Source organism: Pseudomonas sp. Leaf434 (genome assembly GCF_001425545.1).
Classification (GTDB): domain Bacteria; phylum Pseudomonadota; class Gammaproteobacteria; order Pseudomonadales; family Pseudomonadaceae; genus Aquipseudomonas; species Aquipseudomonas siliginis.
Map to the genome: position 1 here is coordinate 1865798 of NZ_LMQZ01000001.1, position 18445 is coordinate 1884242.

The window sequence follows — 18445 nt, forward strand, 5'->3', positions numbered from 1 at the left end:
TTCGCTATTAGCATTGCACCTTCCGAAATCAATCATCGTATTTTTTGATGGTTTAATTACACAAGCTGGGAGTTCCATACCAGCAGAACTCGAGCTTGAATGAAGGTCTCATCTGCTCTGATCGTTTGAGGCGGGTGTCGATCATTGTCGGAAATCATCTTGATCTGATCATCACCGATCCACTGGAGACGTTTGATGTAGATGTGACCTTCCCACGAGAACATGTAGATCCCATCCCCCACGAATTCCCGGATGCTGATGTCGACCAGCAGCGGATCTCGATGCTTGATCGTCGGTGCCATCGACTGGCCCCAACCGGTCACCATCTTCAAGTGAAAATGCTCTTTGAACTCGACACCCATCTCGCGAAGATGCTGAGGGCTTACCCGGACATCCTGCAGCATCTCGGGATAGTCATGCGGGATCTGACCTCCGCCCATCGCGGCGCGGACGTCGTAGTGGGCGATCCACACCTCATCACCCACAACTCCTGGCCGGTAGTAGTCAATCTCGATGGCGCCCCCGGCATCATCTGCTTCAGCGGCTGCCATCAATCTTTGTCTGGCTGTGTCGGTTAGCCCTTTGCCCTGCTTGTCAAGCATCTGGCGGACCATGTCGGCGGCTGAGAGCGTCGAAACCGCTGGTGTGTCGGCGACACTTGTCAGCCCGCTGATCTCGCGCGCAAGTCGCTTACTGAAGCGCTCGACTGGAACACCGAGTAAGCGCGATAGAACCGCCGCGAACTTGGCGTTCAGAGGATTCGTTCCGTTCAGGTACATAGCTACCGCAGCGGCCGATATATCAGCCTCCGCTGCAAGACTCGCCTGAGTCAGTCCGAGCGCGTTCTTTTTCGATACGAAAAGCGCCTTGGCGGCGTCGCACTCAGCTTTCAGTTCTGGGGACAGCTCTTTCTTTCTGCTCATCCGTGAAATTTAACCGTTGGTTAATTTTATTGCGGCAACCGCCGGTGTTGCCTGAAAGCTAACCGGCGGTTAACATTGGATCTAACAAAGTTTGCTGAGGCAACGACATGAAGAAGACGCCACTGCCAGAACTGGTTGAGCGAATTGGTCAGTCCGCTGTCGCCAAGGGCCTTGGCGTCAGCGCTCCAGCCATTTCAAAAGCCTTGAAGGCGGCCAGGGAAATCCTGGTCATTGAACATGAGGACGGGAAGCTGACAGCGGAGGAGGTTCGTCCATTTCCGTGCCAGCTGCCGGCTCAAAGAACCGCCGCCTGACATCAAAGTCCGCCGTCCCTTGAGCAAATGATCGCGCCGCTGGTGGCGCAAAGCCACGTAACAATTTTTGAGGTGTGACATGCAGGAGTTGATGAGAGCGATCTACGACGTGGTTGACGACCATGGCACCAAAAAGATCGCAGAGGGCGCGGACTTCAAATCCCGGACGTTGCTTTCGCAGAAGGCAAACCCGGACTACGACACCCACCGCATGAACGTGGAAGAGCTGCACCGGATCATGAAGTTCACCCAAGACTTCCGCCCGCTCAAGGCTTGGGCTGAGTCCTTCGGTTTCGACCTAGTCCAGAAAGAGCGGCCGGAAGGGATCAATCTCAACGCCGCTCTGCTTCGACTGCATGCCGACCTTGCCGATGTCACCCGGCTTGCGTTCGACGCACAGGCTGATGGTCGAGTCTGCTCGGTCGAGAAAACGAGCCTGCTCAAGGAGGCTGAGGAGGTAATCGTCAGCCTGGAAGTGTTCAAGCAGTCCGTGAAGGCAGCCTGAATTTCAGACACAAAAAAGCCGACGTACGAGGTCGGCTTTTTCTACAGCAATAAAACAAGTGGAGCCAATTATGCACGCACAGCCACAACAGGACAATACCGGACGTGTCGCGACACGTTTTTCCAATTCTGAAAACGTGTCGCGTACCACGATGTCGTCTCGCGAGATTGCTAACGTCACCGGCAAGCGGCACGCCAACGTGAAGCGCGACATCGCTGCGATGCTGAAAGAACTGAAATTAGATGTACTCAGTTTTGAGCACATCTATCAGGACGGCCAAAACCGGGAACAGGTTGAGTACATGCTCGATCGCGAGCACACCGATTGCCTGCTCACCGGTTACAGCGCCCCGATGCGCATGAAGGTGATTCGCCGGTGGCGCGAGCTTGAACAGCAGCAGGGCGCCCGCCAGCAGGTTCTGCTCAATGGCACCAAGGTCGTCGGCGAGATCGCCATCATGGAGTGCTTCACGCGCCTGCTGAAGCCGGCTCCATCCTGCCAGATGGCCATGCTAACGAAGATCGCCCAGAACAACGGGCTCGATCCGAAGTTTCTCCCAGGTTACGCCGTCGACTCTGCACCTGATGCCGCCGGCGGCTCTTCGATGCCCACCAAGTCGGCCACGGCCTTGCTGAAAGACAACTGCATTCGCATTGCGCCAGCAGCATTCAACCGCGCACTGGCCGCCAAGGGCTTCCTCAAGCAGCTCCAGCGCAAAAACTCCAAGCAGGAAATGGTCGACTTCTGGTCGGTCACTGACAAGGGGCTGGCCTACGGCAAGAACCTCACCAGCCCGCAATGCCCACGCGAGACACAGCCTCACTGGTACGTGGATCGCTTCCTCGAACTGGCCAAATTGATCGGGAAGGCTTGATATGCAATTCACCGTCACGATCAATCAGGTGAAGGCGTTGGAGTGGGGGCTGAACTCTCAGCAGGCCCTGCTGTTCGCCTTCGTCTACGGCTGCCCGAGCTGGACCAAGCCAATCAAGACTGACGACGGGATCTTCTTCGCGCTGAGCAAGGCAAAAATCATCGAGGAGCTCCCGCTGCTCACCGACAAGCCGGACACTGCTTATCGCATGCTGAAGGCCCTGGAAGAGGCCGGTTTGATTGAGCTTTCCAGCACTTCAAATATCACTCTGTTCCGCCTGACCGAGAAGGCGATCGAGTGGAACCAGAAGCTGGACGGGTCGGAAAAATATCCGACCCCACCAAAAAACGAAGGTCGGAAAAAAATCCGATCTACCTCGGAAAAAAATCCGAGCAAGGTCGGAGAAAAATCCGAGCAAGGGTCGGAAAAATCTCCGACAAATCAGGATACCAATCATCAGGGTACTAATCAGGATACCGATCAGGACTTGCAAGGCAGCCCGGGCAAGCCGGCCCGCAACCTGGTGCTGGTGGTTGATCGCACCGATACGCCACGGGTTGAGATTCCCGCTGACATGCCGGGCCCGAAAGACCAGTCCTGCAAAACCTTCAAGGTCTGGGCGAACTACGCCATGGCCTACCGCAAGCGTTACAGCACCTGGCCGGTGTGGAACGCCAAGGTCGGTGGCCAGCTCGGTCAACTGGTCGACCGCCTCGGCGCCGATGTCGCCCATCACGTCGCCGCTCACTTCCTGAAAACCAGCGATGCCTCTGTTCTGCGCAAGTGCCACAGCCTCAACGAACTGCTGTCAAACGCCGAGAGCTACCACACCCAGTGGGTTACCGGTCAGCGCATCAACGGGACAACTGCCCGCCAGATGGAGCGTACCGAAGCGAACGTCTCTGCTGCAGAGCAGGCCGCGCAAATGGTCTTGGCTAAGCGCCAAGCAGGGGAGCGCAATGAATACCTTTGAAATGAATGACCAACAGGTTGCCGGGCTCGCTGCTGCGATCTGCGCCACCGCCGAGGCCATGGGTCAGGAAATGAACCCAGGCACCGCGGCGATCATGGCCGAAGATCTCTGTGCCTACCCGGTACCGGTGGTGAAAGCCGCACTGAAGGCCTGCCGCTTTGAGGTGAAGGGCAAGTTGGCAATGGCTGACATTCTTCAGCGCGTGCAGATCGCCGATGGGCGCCCGGGCAAGGACGAAGCATGGGCGATCGCCATGACCACCAACGACGAGTTCGAAACCGTGGTGATAACCGATGAAATCCAGCTCGCCTTGGCAGCCGCAAAACCTGTTCTCGACGCCGGCGACAAGGTCGGTGCGCGCATGGCGTTCAACAGTGCTTATGAGCGTCTGGTGGGTCAGGCCCGGGAGGACAACAAACACGTCAACTGGCATGTGTCCGTCGGCTTCGACGCCAACCGCCGCACGCAGGCGATCACCAAGGCTGTGCAGATGCAGCGGATCCCGCAAGAGCGAGCTCAGCAGTACCTGGCCGACTTGAGTGTCGTGCCGGTCACTGAAGACGGTCGGGCCGTCGTTGCACTGCTCACCGGTGAGGTTGCGCGGCCTTCGCCAAAACTGCGCGAGAGGCTCGCCGCGGTGAAGGATTCGATGCTCGCCATGCGCCAAGCATCAGCCGAGGAAAAAACAGAAATGCGAATTCAGGCAGCCAATGAGCTGGCGGATCGCCGGGCGCTGCTCATTCAGCAGGCCGAACAATTGGAAGCAAGGAGTGCGGCTCAGTGAGCATCGACAAACAAGAACTCCAGAAGCTGCTGTGGGCCGAGGCGGCGTCGTACCGTGCCGACTGCGCAGACTGGAAGCGCAACACTGAGGCGCTGCAAGAATTCCTCGGGGAAAAGACCGTGGAGGAGGTGGCGCTGGAGCTGCTGGCTGACACCGAGGCGATTCGCAAGGATCTCGAATCACACAAGCGCATGCTTCTGGCGGCCGTTTGCGACCTTGACGCGATTGGCGAAGCACTCAAGTCCGACATGGACGCAGACGGCGATGAGTTGCTCGGCATGGTCATCGACCTGAAAGCACAGAACACCCGAATGCTGGGGTGGCTCAAGGACATTAGCCGCACCTCCGGCGGCAAAGGTGCCGTCATGGGTGCGCGCCAATTGCTCAAGGAGTTCGGGCAATGATCGAATTCCCAATCCGCAGCCAGCGCGATATCAGCCGCCTCATGGGCGTCCTGCATGCAACCGACTTCACCAAACCCAAGATCGTGGTCATCAAGGACGAGAAGCGCCCTGACGTCTGCAACCGCAAGATGTGGGCAATGCTCAAGGACGTATCAGAGCAGGTGGTCTGGCACGGCAAGAAGCTGACCAGTGAGGACTGGAAGTGCCTTTTCAGTGCCTCGCTGGAGAAGCAGCGTGCGGAGCCTGGCCTTGATGGTGGCTTCGTGGTGATGGCCGTATCGACCCGCAAGCAGTCGCAGAAGTGGTTCAGCGATCTGTTCGAGCTGATGCATGCCTTCGGTGCCGAGCATGACGTGCGCTGGACTGAGCAGGACAAGTGGGGAGGGCGGTATTGATGCGCACTGCCCTCAAGGATGCGAAGCAGAAAACCTGCAAGGCCTGCGGCGAGAAGTTCGCCCCGTTGTTCAACACCACACAGGTGGTATGCAGTCCGAAATGCGCGCTGGCTCACGCGCCGGCAAACACCGAGAAAGCCCGCAAGGCGATCAACCAGCGCGACCGCCGCGAGATCCAGGTGCGCAAGGAGAAGCTGAAGAGCAGGGCGGATCACCTGCGCGAAGCCCAGGCAGCTGTGAACGAGTACGTCCGCCTGCGTGACGCGCACCTGCCATGCATCAGCTGCGATTCGATGCCGAACGACAACGACCTGATGACGGGCAGTCGCTGGGACGCCGGCCACTACCGATCCGTCGGCGCCTGTCCTGAGCTGCGCTTCGAGCCGCTCAATATTCACCGCCAGTGTGTGAAGTGCAACCGCAACCTGTCCGGTAACGCCGTCGAGTACCGCATCCGATTGGTGCTGCGCATCGGCGCCGAAACCGTGGCATGGCTCGAAGGGCCTCATGAGCCCCGCAAGTACACCGTCGAAGAAATCAAAACCATCAAGGCCGAATACCGGGCCAAGACCCGAGAACTGAAGAGGGCTGCAGCATGAACTACCACAACGTGATTTCCGCAGTAGTCCGGGCCTTGGCAGCCGAGACGATCAACAGTTCCGGCGGATGCAACGTCGAGCCCCGGGTGCAGGCCAGCAAGCTCAAGGGCGAGATATCCGGGAAGGATGCCGCGCTGTTGGCTGACTGCATCGTGCACAGGCTCCTGCACGCCCAGCTTTCCCCTAGGCACTGGAACGCCCTCGTCGCCAAGTACAGCACCCACCGTGGCCGCAAGATCGATTCCATCGGCCGGCTGGTCGCCGTGGTGAAGACACCGGCACCGCAGCGCTTCACTCAGCAGGCAGTTCTCGTTTGGGCTGTACCGCAGCAGGTGAAGGGCATTCAGCGAGCGGTAACCCAGATCAAGGCGCCGAAGCACCGGGAGAACAAGGAGCAGGGGCAGTGGGATTGGCGCAACGCGGCAGCAGACGCTGACGTTGCCCGGGCCAACAAGCATGCGCGCGCCGTAGCAGAGGACAAGCCCGGCGAGATGATCGTCCTGGCCGACTCGAACTACGACATGACGAACTGGGATTCCCAAGGACTTACAGAGCGCACTTACCAGCGCTGGAACAAGACCATCAAGGATGGGCTGGAGTCACTTGTGAACGAGGCCCTGGTCGAGGCGCAACACATGCTTGAAGCAGTCGGAGTGCTGGAAGGCGAGGCGGCATAAAATAGTCCCTCAAAAGGGCTTGCAATGTCATGTCGCCATGTCGCATTATTCACCCATCCTGTCATTCCTGCGTGTGTAGGAGTGACGAACGAAACCCGGCCACCGTGCCGGGTTTTTTATTGTCCAAAGAAAACCACCAGAAGGAATGCCGAATGGTTAAGCGACTCTCTGCTTATCTGGGGCTGGCGCTCGCCGCCTGCCTGTCCTGTTTCTCCATGTCGGCGCTCGCCGAGCCACTGACTAGAGCTTACCGCGTCGCATACGTGGTGGCTGAGCCGCAAGGTGTTGCGCTGCAACGCATGGAGCTGACCCTCGCCATGTGGCGAACGGGTAGCCAGTCCGGTGATGATGGCTTGGCCTCTAATCTGCGCGCATCCAGCAATCACTTCGTGATGACCTCGGCCAAGGCTGCACCTGATGGTGTCGGTCTGACCCCCTGCTGAATACGCCTGGAAGCAACAAAAAAGCCCGGACATATGCGCCGGGCTTTTGTACCGCTGAGGAAAGCCGCTACTCAAGTGGATGCTTTCCCAGATGTACCAAGTTTCACCTGTAGCCAGGACAGCCCTCGGGAAGGCCTGGACGTCGATAGCCGGATAGTACGACGCACGGATCAACGCCGGCAGCCCGCGCACTCTGACCTCACAATGCTTTCAGGGTGGCGCGAGACAGGAACAGCGAGATCGATGCAAAGGGGCGTCGACGCTGGGATGGTCTTTGGCCGACAGCTCGGAAAGACGAGCGCACCTATTCAGGGCCTCTGCATTCGCAGGGGCCTTTTTATACCCGACAGAAACAAAAAAGCCCCGACAGATTCGGGGCTTTTCGTTCTAGCGCGGGAAAAAGAGAGGGCGACCCCAGAGGGTGCGGTAACACCCAAGGGAGACGCCAGATCGCAGAACCAGCCTGCAAGCCAGCCAAGGCCCTCACTGCTCGCGCGAGCGGGGCGGAGCCTAGCAGAAAACGACAAGGCTTTGCAGATGCTTAAAGATTGCAGATGTGGAAAGTGCAACAGACTTCTCGCCCGCGTGGGTGAGTTTACCGAGCTCCAGATCAAATGCTCCCGATGCGGGACGTTGAATCATGAGAAGGCCACGAGCCTTGAGCGATCGCCTTTGAGCGACATGAAAGCGGAATCCTCCGCGAACATTCATTCGACTCAATAGGTACTCATATGGCTATTCCAGCACGCATTCCGTTCGCACAGAACGGTACCTCTACTTTGCTGCCGAAACATGAGATGACTTGGAATCAGTATTTGGATTCGCCCAACAAGCGCTTCCGATTGATTCTCCAGGCTGACTCGAATCTGGTCCTCTACGATGGTCAGACTGCAGTTTGGTCTGCGCAAGACGGACAGCCCTACATCACGTACGGTAACAAGGTCTACGAAAATACCCCGACCTCCTTCTATATTCTGTACTACGCAATCTTGAAAGATCGCGAGCACGTTCGCACTTGGTCGACCTTCAATAGTACTCCGCCGAATCGCGATGAAACTGCTGCTTCCGAGCGCACTTATCTGCGCGTGCAAAATGACGGCAATATCGTCATTACAGACTCCATCTCGATCTGGAGCAGTAATCCGGCGATTCCTCAGTCACCTGGCGCCGAAGACTCGATCATCATTGCTCCTGGCACTACTCTGGAGCGCGACAAAAAGTATGTGTCCGGTGGCACGACTTTCATCTTCCAAACCGATGGGAATCTAGTGATCTCTAATGGTCCGCTGGGTGTGTTGTGGGCCAGTTGGACTCAGAACAAGGGTGCCGAAAGGGCGGTTATGCAAACCGATGGCAACCTGGTTATTTACGGAGCAAATTACTCAGTGCTTTGGCACAGTGGTACTGGCGGTAATCCAGGGGCAATTCTGCGCGTTCAAGCGAATGGTAACTTGTCCATCGTGCAAGAAAAGCCGGTCTGGGCACGCTTCGGCTACACCCCTACGCTGGTACCGAAAAATGTGTTCTACCCAGATCACACGACTGGGCCACTGCCGACCTTCAAGGATTTCATCTGGACGTTCTGATGTTGGCATGACGCCGGAACTAAAGGGCGTCGAGAGATCCTTCATTTGCTAAACCGCGCGGGTTCGCCCGCGCATCTATTCGAGGCTTCTGCAATCGCGGGAGCTTTTTCATTTTCGGCTCCCCACACCCATAGCCCCGAGCTGGGAGTGCAGCGGACGCCGACCTATTTGCACTGGCCTGACGGGTCAGCTTTTCATGATGGAGTTGCGATGGATCCTACTGACCTCGGCCCAGGCACAGCTACCTGGCTGGGCGGTACCGGAACCGTGTTGCTGGCCGGCTTCCTTTGGCTGCGTAAATTCCTCTCGAAGGATGCTGCTGACAGGGCGATGGATAACGCCGACATTTTCACGCTTCGGCGGCTGAATGAGCTTCTGGACTCCGAGCGTGTTGCACGGAAGGAAGCTGAAGCCCGCGCTGACCAGTTCGCCAAAGAGCGCAACGAGCTTGCCGCAGCGGTAGGCCGGATGGAGGGGAAGATCGAAGCCCTCACAAGCCAAGTCGCACAGCTCACCGCAACGGTTACCTCGCAGAGCGAAGAAATCGCCCGCCTGCGTACCAAGCTGGGAGGCATCAACTGATGGACAGATGCGCTATGGAATTCATTGCTCGCCGCTGGTGGCGTCGGGCAGAAGTGTGGGTCATCGCCGCGCTGCTGCTGGCCGGCGGCCTGATCCTTGGTTACCAGGCTGGCGTGTGGTCAGCCAGCGGTGAGCAGACCAAGCAGCTCGCCGAAGTTCGCCGTGCTTATGACGCTGCGCTGGGCAAGCGAGACGTTCGCCTCAACAGTCTGGCCGAGAAGACGCAGGACGCGGCAGTAAAGGTGCAAGAGGCATCGAACTCAGCAGTCCAGGCAGCCGATACCGCGAGCAAGGCAGCGGAGAAGGTCAACGAAGCCGTAGAGCGGCAGACCCCGTGAACGCGTTGCTGAAGCTGGTTCCTGCGTGGGTGTGGGTAGTGCTGGCAGCGCTCGCAGCTGTCGGTTACCTATCGCTGCGTCTCGATAGCGTGAAGGACGATCGAGCAACCATAACCGCCGAGCGCGACACCGCGACCGCTCGAGTGGATTCGCTGACCAACACGCTGCGCATTCAGCGCGAGATCACCAATGACATCAACCGAGTCTCCGACGATGCGAAAGCCAAGACTGAGCATGTATCGGCTGCCGTTGTTGTTGCTGATAACCGGGCTCGCAGCCTGCAGCAGCAAATTACCGACCTCCTCGCAAAGCGAAAGTCTTGTGCTGCCGAGGTTGCCAGCGGAAGCCAGGCAAGAGCCGACCTTACCGTTCTGCTCGCCGACCTGCGTAGAAGCGCTGACGAAGAAGCGGGAAGACTGGCAGAAGCGCTTGATCGAAGCCGAATAGCTGGATTGGCGTGTGAGGCTGCATACACCGCCGCACAGAGGAGCAAGTAGGTCGCGACACGTTTCGCGAATCAGCAAATTGTGTCGCGATCTGACACTAAATAGTTAGAGCTTACCCTGTGTTTTGAGACTACTGAGCAGCTGAAAAAGCTTGTTGAAGCGTTCTTTCAGCTGGTCATTGTGAGTCTCTAAAAAGACCTCAAACTTCTGGATGTCAGTGGCAGTTACGGATTCCTCTCGTACTCGAAATCCTTCTGGCTGATCTACAAAAAGATTTCGTTCTATTTCTACGCTTTGCTGGTCTCTATCCAGCAAAACCTTCGCTAGAAAAACAGTCGAATCGATAACTCTGTGGAGTGGGATCTCCTCAGACTGCCGTGACCATTGGTCTCTGTAGCGCATGATTTTGAGGGATAGATCGTCGTGACCCCATTGCGACAATCCAACTGATAGATATCGTGCGTCAGTGTTTTTACGATAGATGCCATCGAATGGTTGGTATGGCATTGCGTAAATCGGTTGGTGCTCAAGGTGCTGTGGTAGCGGTGGAGTAATTTTGTAGTTGTTCTTACCGCCAAACTCTTCGATAGGCATCCTCTGCCATTCCTTATGCTGATGAGTGGTGACGCTAGGTAGGTGTGCCGCAGGTGAGCACGGCACTGCACTCTAACCGCTTAACGCTGGCTAGCGTTTGGGAAAAACGTGCATGCGACAATAGGCAGGCTATCCGCCTTGCACTGCATGGCTTTGTCGTAAGTCGGCTGAAGGCCACTACCGCAGATGAAGCCCATCACGGCTGCTAGTACTAGATAGACTTTCGGGCGCTCTTTAGGAGGCGTTGTGTTGTCTGCATATGCGACAAAACGGCGAAGTTGGCGCGCGACTAAGTAGAGTGCGCACATGGCAAGCGGTAGAACAAAGCTAAGAAGCCCGATTTTGAAGCTAAACATAAAAGTACCTCTGTTGAATTGGATCCACATCAATACCGGCGTTTGGCCACTGTTTCAAGCACAAGGTGAGTCATGAGCAGGCCATACCCTCCGACGTCGTTGTTCGAGCTGTCAGAGCTATCCGACTTTGGGATCCGCCTGACCCCAGCTCCTGAAGTATGGGAATGGCTCCAAGCCGAGATCCTCGCCGACACCGGCAGCATCCACAACGAAGACCATGCCCATCTGATCGATGCGGACATTCGTGTGATGTGGGCGTCTGCCGCTTTCACGAAGAAGGGGCGTACGGTCGTTGGCCAGGCCGAACAGGTAGCGTTCCGCGCTGGTGGCTGGCAGAAGGCCCGAATGGAGCAACAGATGCTGGACTGGTTCGGCGATGTGCCGGCCTACATCATCACCCTGGCTGCCGATTACTGCGCTCAGTGCAGCGACGCTGACTTCTGCGCACTAGTCGAGCATGAGCTGTACCACATCGCTCAGGCGACCGATCAGTACGGCGCACCCAAGTTCACCCAGGAAGGATTACCCAAGCTTGAGATGCGCGGACACGACGTTGAAGAGTTCGTCGGTGTGGTGCGTCGATATGGGGCGAGCCCTCAAGTGCAAGAGCTGGTGGACGCTGCAAACAATCCTGCTGAGGTGGGGAAATTGAACATATCGAGGGCCTGCGGAACCTGTCTGCTCAAGTCGGCCTGACTTTGACAGTACTTTGACGGATGCCCACTTATGGCCGCACTCAGAGACGAGGTGAAAGCCTTTGTCGTACAGGCTCTCGCCTGCTTTGACACGCCATCTCAAGTGGTGGCGTCCGTCAAAGAAAGATTCGGGCTCGAAGTTACCCGCCAACAGTGCGAGGCATACGACCCAACCAAGTACGTTGGACGCAACCTGCACGTGAAGTGGCAGACGCTATTCAACGACACCCGCAAGAGGTTCCGCGAAGAGACGGCAGAGATCCCGATCGCCAACCGAGCGTATCGACTTCGCACCTTGGGACGAATGGCCGAGAAGGCCGAGAACATGAAGAACATGGCGCTGACTGCCCAGTTGCTGGAGCAGGCAGCCAAAGAAGTGGGCGACGTTTACGTGAATCGTCGCCTCGAACCTGAAAAACCTCTGGGTTCCCAAGCGGACCAGCAGCACGCCGTTGCTGAGTACACCCTGGAGCCTGATGAGAATGTCCCCGCTACCCCGTACCTATGACCCGCCGGTAAAGCTGACGCCGAAGCAGGCGAACATTTACTGCTGGGGCTTCCAGCCTCAGGCGCGCTTCCGCGATGCGGTGTGTGGTCGCCGGTTCGGCAAGACGTTCTTGGGCAAAGCTGAGATGCGCCGAGCTGCTCGGCTGGCTGCTGAGTGGGGTGTAAGCGTCGAGGACGAGATCTGGTACGGTGCGCCGACCTTCAAGCAGGCCAAGCGCGTGTTCTGGCGTCGGCTGAAGCAGGCAATCCCTGAAGCGTGGCGTGCACACCGTCCGAACGAAACGGAATGCTCAATCACGCTCAAGTCTGGCCACGTCATGCGCGTGGTAGGGCTCGACAACTACGACAACTTGCGCGGCTCCGGTCTGTTCTTCGTCCTAGTGGATGAATGGGCTGACTGTCCATGGGAGGCTTGGGAAGAGGTTTTGCGGCCGATGCTTTCGACCTGCCAATACTCGATACCGGGCATCGGCATGCGGAAGGGTGGTCACGCGCTACGCATCGGCACGCCCAAGGGATTCAATCACTGCTACGACACGTTTCAAGACGGCCGGCCGGGGCATGAGCCTGATCACAAGAGCTGGCTCTACACCTCGCTCGATGGCGGCAACGTTCCGGCTGAAGAGCTGGATGCGGCGCGCCGCAAGATGGACCCTCGCACCTTTCGGCAGGAATACGAAGCCAGCTTTGAGAACTACGCGGGTGTCGTCTATTACACGTTCAATCGTGAGGCGAACCGCACCAGCGAAACGATAAGGCGCGGCGAGGCCCTGCACATCGGCATGGACTTCAACGTCATGAAGATGGCGGCAGTCGTGCACGTCATTCGAGATGACCTGCCACTGGCGCTCAGCGAGTTTTCAGATGTGCGTGACACGCCTGAGATGATCGAGAAGATCAAGCTCCGCTTTCCTGACCACAGCATTGCGATCTACCCGGACGCCAGCGGCCAGAACACAAGCAGCAAGAGCGCAAGCGAATCCGACTTGTCATTGCTGAAAAAGGCTGGTTTTACCGTAGTGGTGGATTCGACCAACCCCGCTGTGAAGGACCGGGTCAACGCCATGTGCGCGATGTTCGCCAATACCTACGGCGAGCATCGATATCTGGTCAACGTCGACCAGTGTCCGAAATACACGCAGTGCCTGGAGCGCCAGATTTACACGGACAAGGGCGAGCCCGATAAGAAGGCCGGCTACGACCACTTGGTGGATGCCCCTGGCTACTTCATTGCCAAGCGGTACCCGATCAAAACACGCACAGGCGGAACACGCCGAATTGGAGGCTTGGCCTGATGCCAGTGCAATCGACAAACCCCGACTACGACGCGCACATCGCCGAGTGGGAGATGATGGACGACGCGCTCGAGGGTGAGTGCGCCGTCAAGCGCAACGAGCGCAACCTGCCAAAGCCGAGCGGCATGGTCGAAGCTGAGAAGCTCGACGGCGCGGGCAATAAGTATCTCTACGAGAACTATACGAACCGCGCTCAGTACGAGCATTGGGTGCGCGACTCTCTGCGGTCGATGATGGGGCTTGTTTCTCGACTCATCCCAGAGATTGAGCTGCCTTCCGGCCTGAGGGGACTCGAGGAGAATGCCACCTCTGACGGCTTCGGCCTAAAGCAACTGTTCTTCCGCATGGTGCGTCAGGCTATTTCACACGGCCGCGTCCCGCTGGTGGTGAACATCGATGACCGTGGTGAGCCGTACTTCTCGACGTACGCCACGCGCAACGCGATCAACTGGGACACGGCTGATCAAGGCGGTCGCCAAGACCTGGTCCTTTCGGTGTTCCGAGAGTTCCGCAAGAAGGGCGGCGACCGCTACAGCCACGACTGCGACACGGTGTTTCGTGAGTTCTTCATGCAAGACGAGACCTGTTACACCGCTGTGCGGAACGAAGGTGGGGAGATCGTCGAGGAAGAGAAACCCTTGGGCACCACTGGCACCGACAACCGACTGGTCAAAGGCCTGTCCTACTTGCCGGTGATCTACTGCGGTTCGACCGACAATTCGCCGGAAGTGGACGAGGTGCCGCTGCTCACAATGGCGCGCGCCGCGCTGAAGTCCTATCAGTTGAGCGCTGACTATTTCACTGCCCTACATCAGACCAGCCACCCGCAACCATGGGTGTCTGGCCTCGACGATTCTGTAGAGCTGAGCGTGACCGGGCCATCTGCGGCATGGGATCTCGGTCGAGACGGCAAATGTGGCTATCTGGAGTTTCAGGGCGCCGGAATTGAAGCTGTCCGCAAGGCGATGGACGACCAGAAGAACGCCGCGCTTGAAGCCGGCGCCAAGGTCATGGACATAGGCGGCACAGAGTCGGGCGAGGCGCGTAAAACACGTCAGAACGACCAGCACGCCACGTTGCACAGCATTGTCGTCACGGTGGCAGAGGCAGTGGAGCAGGGGTTGCGGTACGCAGCCGAGTGGAAGGGCTACGACCCCAAGCAGGTCAAGTTCAAGGTGAGTCCTGAATTTGTGACCCCAGTGGTCGATGCTCAGGTGCTTGCTGAGCTTCTCAAGGGCGTGATGGCTGGCACGATCAGCGCCGACACCTATTGGCAGTACCTGACGACCGGAAAGCTGCCGGATCGGCCATACGAAGACGAAGCCGACCTGATTAGCGATGAGCGCGAGTCGGCCGGCATCAACCTGGATAAAGACGATGCCATCGACAAACCTGGCGCAGGCGGACAGCCAACTGCTGGAGCAGACGACGCGCCACTCGGTAATGCTGGAGCGGCTTAAGGCCGGCGAGGTCAAGAAGTTTGAAAAATACCTGCGCCAGATCGACAAGCTTGTGCGGGAGCAACTGACCCGCAAGGAGCTGACCACCTACAGCCGGGACCGTCTTGAGCAGTTTCTGGCCCGAGTGGACGGCAAACTGCTCGAGATCTACAAAGCCTACGGTGATCTGGTTCAGGCCGATTTGGTCGATATTGCGCTGTACGAGTCGACCTTTGAGGCCAACAGCCTGAGTAATGCACTGTCCATCGATGCGGTGGTGCCGAGCAACACAGTGATCCGCGCGGCGGTGTTTTCCTATCCGCTGCAGGTGAAAGGCATCGATGGCGGCAAGCTGCTGAAAAGTTTCGTCAGTGGCTGGACGCGGACTGAGACGATGCGTGTGACGAACACCATCAGGCTCGGCTTCGGCCAGGGCCAAACCAACGCCCAGATCATTCAGGCGATTCGCGGTACCGCGGCGCAGAACTTCACGGACGGCGTCCTCGCGGTGAGCAATCGCAACGCTGCTGCTGTGGTGCAGACGGCAATCCAGCACGTGGCGACCACGGCGCGAATGGAGACGCTGAAGGCCAACAGTGACGTGGTGCTGGGCTACCGCTGGGTGTCGACGCTCGACCGCAAGACCTCGCAGCAGTGCAAGGGCCTGGACGGTATGCGCTTCGATTTGGGCAAGGGGCCGTTGCCGCCGGCGCACATCAACTGCCGGTCGACCACGGTGCCGACCACCAGGCTCTCGGAGACGTTTGCCAAGGACGCCACGCGCGCTTCGGTGGGCGACAATGGCGGGGCGCAGGTCGACGCCAGCCTGAACTATTACGAGTGGCTGGCAACGCAGCCGGCGAGCTTTCAGGATCATGCGCTCGGGCCTGTGCGCGCCAGGTTGTTCCGCGATGGGGGACTGACGCCGGATAAGTTCGCAAAGCTGCAGCTCGACAAGTCGTTCAAGCCGCTGACCCTTGCTCAACTCAAGGATCTTGAGCCTGACATGTTCAGCCGGGCAGGCGTTACACTCGGCGCTCAATCAGGCTGAGCACACCTATGCTTGTCATCGTCGAGGATGGAACAGGGAGGCCAGACGCCAACAGCTTTGTGCCGTTGGAGAAACTGGTCTTCTACCGAAACTACTACGGCTTCCCGCTCCCTTCTACCGAGAACGAGCAAAGGGCTCTGCTGTTGCGCGCTGCGGCCACCATGAATTCCATGGAATGGAAGGGCCGCAAGACGCGAGATGCGCAGGCGATGGCTTGGCCCAGGCGCCAGTGCAAGGTCGGAATGGAAATTCTTTCGGAAACGTTTGTCCCGTTCGAAATTGAATGGGGTCAGCTCAGGCTGGCAGTAGAGCTTTACGCTGCGGATAACGGGTTCGGCATCCCTGAGCCTGCCTTCGGCACCGAGAAAGACGGAGAGCGCGTGACGTTGCTCCGGAGCAATCCCGGAGCGATGCTTCGGCCTCCACCGTATGCGCCGAGCAGGACTCAGTTCGCCGACTATCTGGTCATGCGCGGGCTTTCGATAGTCCAATAAATCAGAACTCACACCAACCGCCCAATGGGCGGTTTTTTTATGCCTGCAAAGCGGGCCGACCAAACCCAAGGGGTGCACCAAGTGGCAGACGAAAACCAGATTGATCTTGAAGACCCGGCAGTACAGACCGCCATTGCTGCTGCTGTTGAGGCTGCGACCCTGGGCCTCAAGAACAAAAACACCGAGCTGCTTGGCTCGCTCCGGACCACCAAAACTGAGCTGGACGGATTCAAGTCCCAGTTCGAAGGGTTGGATATCGCAGCCGTGAAAGGTCTGCTGACCAAGGTTGGCCAGGACGAAGAAACCAAGCTCATTGCCGAAGGCAAGCTGGACGAGGTCATCACTCGCCGTACCGAGCGCCTGCGCACCGATTACGACACCAAGCTGGCTGCCGAGAAGGCTCGCGCCGACAAGGCCGAGCAATTCGCTGCCAAGTACAGCGACAAGGTGCTGGCCGATTCTATTCGCGCGGCTGCCATCAAGGCCGGCGCGCTCCCTGAGGCTGCCGAGGACATCATCCTGCGCGCCCGGGGCACTTTCAAACTCAGTGAGGACGGCGAGGCGATTGCCACCGACCGTGACGGCGAGGTCGTTTACGGGAAGGACGGGAAAACTCCGCTGTCGCCGCTCGAATGGGCGGAATCTCTGCGTGAAACAGCAACACACCTGTGGCCAAGGGCTCAGGGCGCCGGACAGACCGGCGACAACGGTGGCAAGGCCACGAAAAAGTGGGGCGAGTACACGGAAACCGAACGCGCTGCGATCGCCCGTGACAACCCCGAGCTGTTCAAGAAAATCCAGGCCACCAAAGGAACCTAATTCATGGCAACTACCCAACTGACCGACATCTTCGTCGGTGACTACTACGCCTCGCTGGAGCCGGTAAATAGCCCGGAAAAAACCGCTGTATACGAGTCGGGGATCGTGACCCGCTCGCCTGTCCTGGACGCTATCGCTTCCGGCAGCCAAGGCACCGCCGAGATTAGCTACTGGCAGGATCTCAATGCTGATGAAGCCCCGAATATCAGCAACGATGATCCGAACGACCAGGGCGAAGTCGGCAAAGTCACTCAGGACAGCATGCGTGCTCGCGTCCTGTACCTCAACAAAGGTTATGGCGTGGCCGACCTGACTGCTGAACTGGCGAACAGCGAGCCTCAGCAGCAGATCCGCAACCGCTTCGGCACCTACTGGACTCGCCAGTGGCAGCGTTACGCTCTCGGTGCAGCGCGCGGCATCATCGCCTCGAACATTGCCAACAACGGCGGTGACATGGTCATCGACGCGGGCGCGGCCATCAGCGCGAACGCGTTTCAGGATGCCGCGTTTACCGCCGGCGATGCGGCCGACCAGTTCGGCGCGATCGGCGTGCACTCGGTGGTGATGAACCAGATGGTCAAGCAGGACCTCATCGAGTATCTGCGCGACTCCGACGGCAAGATCATCCTGGCTACCTACCTGGGTAAGCCGGTGTTCATGGACGATGGCCTGGTGTACGGCGCTGGCAAGTACCTGTCGGTGTTCTTCGGCCAAGGCGCGTTCGGCTACGGCGAAGGCACGCCGAAGGTGCCGGTGGAGATCGAGCGCAAACCGGGCGGCGGTAATGGCGGCGGTGCAGAGGTGCTGTGGGAACGGAAGACCTACATCCTCCAGCCTGCTGGCTTCAGCTGGAAAGGCTCCGAAGCTCAGAACCTCAGCCCGACCGCGACCCAGTATGCCGCTGCTGCGAACTGGGAGCGCGTGTTCAGCCGCAAGCAGGTCCCATTCGCCGCCGTCATCAGCGGTACCACCACGCCGTAATCCGGCCTTCACTTACCCTGGCGCCTGCAAAGGCGCCGGGCTGCATTTGAGGTGACTCATGAAAGTTATCTATACGGACAAACCGGGCAAAGAGCGCGGCGTGTGCTACCGCCTGCTGAGCGAGTTCTTCGGCGTCATTGGCACTGCCACTGAGGTGGTCATCGAGGGCGATGCGCCTGAAATTTACGATGCGTACGAAGCGGCGGGCATCAAGGTTTCGGACGGCAAGGAGCCAGAAATCGCCGAAACCGACCCTCTGAAGATGAAGGTGCCGGAGCTGAAAGATTGGCTGACGGCAAAGGGCATCGCCTTCGACCCAGCCGCCAAGAAAGAAGACCTGCAGGCCCTGGTGCCAGCGGAATAAGGACAAG

Annotated in this window: 26 protein-coding genes; 24 read left to right on the forward strand and 2 right to left on the reverse strand. The window is 58.3% G+C overall.

Annotation, left to right across the window (positions count from 1 at the left end):
• Positions 1–56 precede the first annotated feature (56 nt).
• Positions 57–923, reverse strand: coding sequence for a S24 family peptidase (locus tag ASG55_RS08290; RefSeq protein WP_056785351.1), 867 nt, complete (start codon positions 921–923; stop codon positions 57–59).
• Between the two features lie 107 nt (positions 924–1030).
• Between ASG55_RS08290 and ASG55_RS08295 the strand changes: the two genes are divergently transcribed.
• The 15 genes from ASG55_RS08295 to ASG55_RS08365 all read left to right on the forward strand — a co-directional run bounded on the left by ASG55_RS08295 (position 1031) and on the right by ASG55_RS08365 (position 9894).
• A complete protein-coding gene (locus tag ASG55_RS08295; protein WP_056785355.1) occupies positions 1031–1237 on the forward strand; it encodes a Cro/CI family transcriptional regulator in 207 nt (68 codons plus the stop codon).
• Positions 1238–1316: 79 nt separating this feature from the next.
• Positions 1317–1742, forward strand: coding sequence for a phage regulatory CII family protein (locus tag ASG55_RS08300; RefSeq protein WP_056785358.1), 426 nt, complete (start codon positions 1317–1319; stop codon positions 1740–1742).
• Between the two features lie 151 nt (positions 1743–1893).
• Positions 1894–2616 carry a Rha family transcriptional regulator gene (locus ASG55_RS08305; RefSeq protein WP_082530289.1) on the forward strand — a complete coding sequence of 241 codons (723 nt, stop codon included), beginning with the start codon at positions 1894–1896 and terminating at the stop codon, positions 2614–2616.
• Between the two features lies 1 nt (position 2617).
• Positions 2618–3589, forward strand: coding sequence for a hypothetical protein (locus ASG55_RS08310; RefSeq protein WP_056785363.1), 972 nt, complete (start codon positions 2618–2620; stop codon positions 3587–3589).
• Entirely contained in the window at positions 3576–4373 is a 798-nt protein-coding gene (locus ASG55_RS08315; protein ID WP_056785366.1) for a hypothetical protein, read from the forward strand. The genes ASG55_RS08310 and ASG55_RS08315 overlap by 14 nt, the downstream gene beginning before the upstream one ends.
• On the forward strand, positions 4370–4777 hold the full coding sequence (locus tag ASG55_RS26780) for a hypothetical protein (protein WP_156388172.1): 408 nt from the start codon (positions 4370–4372) through the stop codon (positions 4775–4777). Before ASG55_RS08315 ends, ASG55_RS26780 begins: the two co-directional genes overlap by 4 nt.
• Complete coding sequence (locus ASG55_RS08325; protein ID WP_056785368.1) at positions 4774–5172, forward strand: recombination protein NinB; 399 nt, start codon at positions 4774–4776, stop codon at positions 5170–5172. The genes ASG55_RS26780 and ASG55_RS08325 overlap by 4 nt, the downstream gene beginning before the upstream one ends.
• Positions 5172–5771 (forward strand): recombination protein NinG, encoded by a 600-nt coding sequence (locus ASG55_RS08330; protein ID WP_056785370.1) that lies wholly within the window; start codon positions 5172–5174, stop codon positions 5769–5771. The genes ASG55_RS08325 and ASG55_RS08330 overlap by 1 nt, the downstream gene beginning before the upstream one ends.
• Positions 5768–6448 carry a hypothetical protein gene (locus ASG55_RS08335; RefSeq protein ID WP_056785372.1) on the forward strand — a complete coding sequence of 227 codons (681 nt, stop codon included), beginning with the start codon at positions 5768–5770 and terminating at the stop codon, positions 6446–6448. The genes ASG55_RS08330 and ASG55_RS08335 overlap by 4 nt, the downstream gene beginning before the upstream one ends.
• Before the next feature lie 152 nt (positions 6449–6600).
• Entirely contained in the window at positions 6601–6891 is a 291-nt protein-coding gene (locus ASG55_RS08340; RefSeq protein WP_056785375.1) for a hypothetical protein, read from the forward strand.
• 537 nt (positions 6892–7428) lie between these two features.
• Positions 7429–7614, forward strand: coding sequence for a Com family DNA-binding transcriptional regulator (locus ASG55_RS08345; protein WP_038861995.1), 186 nt, complete (start codon positions 7429–7431; stop codon positions 7612–7614).
• Positions 7615–7622: 8 nt separating this feature from the next.
• Positions 7623–8477, forward strand: a complete 855-nt coding sequence (locus ASG55_RS08350; RefSeq protein ID WP_038861471.1) for a putidacin L1 family lectin-like bacteriocin — start codon at positions 7623–7625, stop codon at positions 8475–8477.
• Positions 8478–8687: 210 nt separating this feature from the next.
• A complete protein-coding gene (locus ASG55_RS08355) occupies positions 8688–9059 on the forward strand; it encodes a hypothetical protein (protein ID WP_056785377.1) in 372 nt (123 codons plus the stop codon).
• Positions 9059–9397 (forward strand): hypothetical protein, encoded by a 339-nt coding sequence (locus tag ASG55_RS08360; protein ID WP_056785380.1) that lies wholly within the window; start codon positions 9059–9061, stop codon positions 9395–9397. The genes ASG55_RS08355 and ASG55_RS08360 overlap by 1 nt, the downstream gene beginning before the upstream one ends.
• Positions 9394–9894, forward strand: coding sequence for a DUF2514 family protein (locus ASG55_RS08365; protein ID WP_056785382.1), 501 nt, complete (start codon positions 9394–9396; stop codon positions 9892–9894). Before ASG55_RS08360 ends, ASG55_RS08365 begins: the two co-directional genes overlap by 4 nt.
• A 54-nt stretch (positions 9895–9948) precedes the next feature.
• Here ASG55_RS08365 and ASG55_RS08370 read toward each other — a convergent pair whose 3' ends face one another.
• Positions 9949–10437 carry a DUF6530 family protein gene (locus tag ASG55_RS08370; protein ID WP_056785385.1) on the reverse strand — a complete coding sequence of 163 codons (489 nt, stop codon included), beginning with the start codon at positions 10435–10437 and terminating at the stop codon, positions 9949–9951.
• A gap of 428 nt (positions 10438–10865) precedes the next feature.
• Between ASG55_RS08370 and ASG55_RS08380 the strand changes: the two genes are divergently transcribed.
• The 9 genes from ASG55_RS08380 (at position 10866) to ASG55_RS08420 (ending at position 18438) form a co-directional block, all read left to right on the forward strand.
• The gene (locus ASG55_RS08380) at positions 10866–11489 is read left to right on the forward strand and encodes a putative metallopeptidase (RefSeq protein WP_056785389.1); all 624 of its coding nucleotides are present in this window, start codon (positions 10866–10868) and stop codon (positions 11487–11489) included.
• 30 nt (positions 11490–11519) lie between these two features.
• Positions 11520–11996: a DUF2280 domain-containing protein gene (locus ASG55_RS08385; protein WP_056785392.1), complete on the forward strand. Its 477-nt coding sequence runs from the start codon at positions 11520–11522 to the stop codon at positions 11994–11996.
• Positions 11971–13290 (forward strand): phage terminase large subunit family protein, encoded by a 1320-nt coding sequence (locus ASG55_RS08390; RefSeq protein WP_056785394.1) that lies wholly within the window; start codon positions 11971–11973, stop codon positions 13288–13290. The genes ASG55_RS08385 and ASG55_RS08390 overlap by 26 nt, the downstream gene beginning before the upstream one ends.
• Positions 13290–14750 carry a DUF4055 domain-containing protein gene (locus ASG55_RS08395; RefSeq protein ID WP_056785397.1) on the forward strand — a complete coding sequence of 487 codons (1461 nt, stop codon included), beginning with the start codon at positions 13290–13292 and terminating at the stop codon, positions 14748–14750. The genes ASG55_RS08390 and ASG55_RS08395 overlap by 1 nt, the downstream gene beginning before the upstream one ends.
• A complete protein-coding gene (locus tag ASG55_RS08400) occupies positions 14668–15780 on the forward strand; it encodes a minor capsid protein (RefSeq protein ID WP_177342712.1) in 1113 nt (370 codons plus the stop codon). Before ASG55_RS08395 ends, ASG55_RS08400 begins: the two co-directional genes overlap by 83 nt.
• Before the next feature lie 8 nt (positions 15781–15788).
• A complete protein-coding gene (locus ASG55_RS08405) occupies positions 15789–16274 on the forward strand; it encodes a DnaT-like ssDNA-binding protein (protein ID WP_056785401.1) in 486 nt (161 codons plus the stop codon).
• An 81-nt stretch (positions 16275–16355) separates the two neighbouring features.
• Positions 16356–17093 (forward strand): hypothetical protein, encoded by a 738-nt coding sequence (locus ASG55_RS08410; protein ID WP_047280233.1) that lies wholly within the window; start codon positions 16356–16358, stop codon positions 17091–17093.
• 3 nt (positions 17094–17096) lie between these two features.
• The gene (locus ASG55_RS08415) at positions 17097–18074 is read left to right on the forward strand and encodes a major capsid protein (protein ID WP_056785404.1); all 978 of its coding nucleotides are present in this window, start codon (positions 17097–17099) and stop codon (positions 18072–18074) included.
• 58 nt (positions 18075–18132) lie between these two features.
• On the forward strand, positions 18133–18438 hold the full coding sequence (locus ASG55_RS08420) for a HeH/LEM domain-containing protein (protein ID WP_056785407.1): 306 nt from the start codon (positions 18133–18135) through the stop codon (positions 18436–18438).
• The last annotated feature ends 7 nt before the right edge of the window (positions 18439–18445 follow it).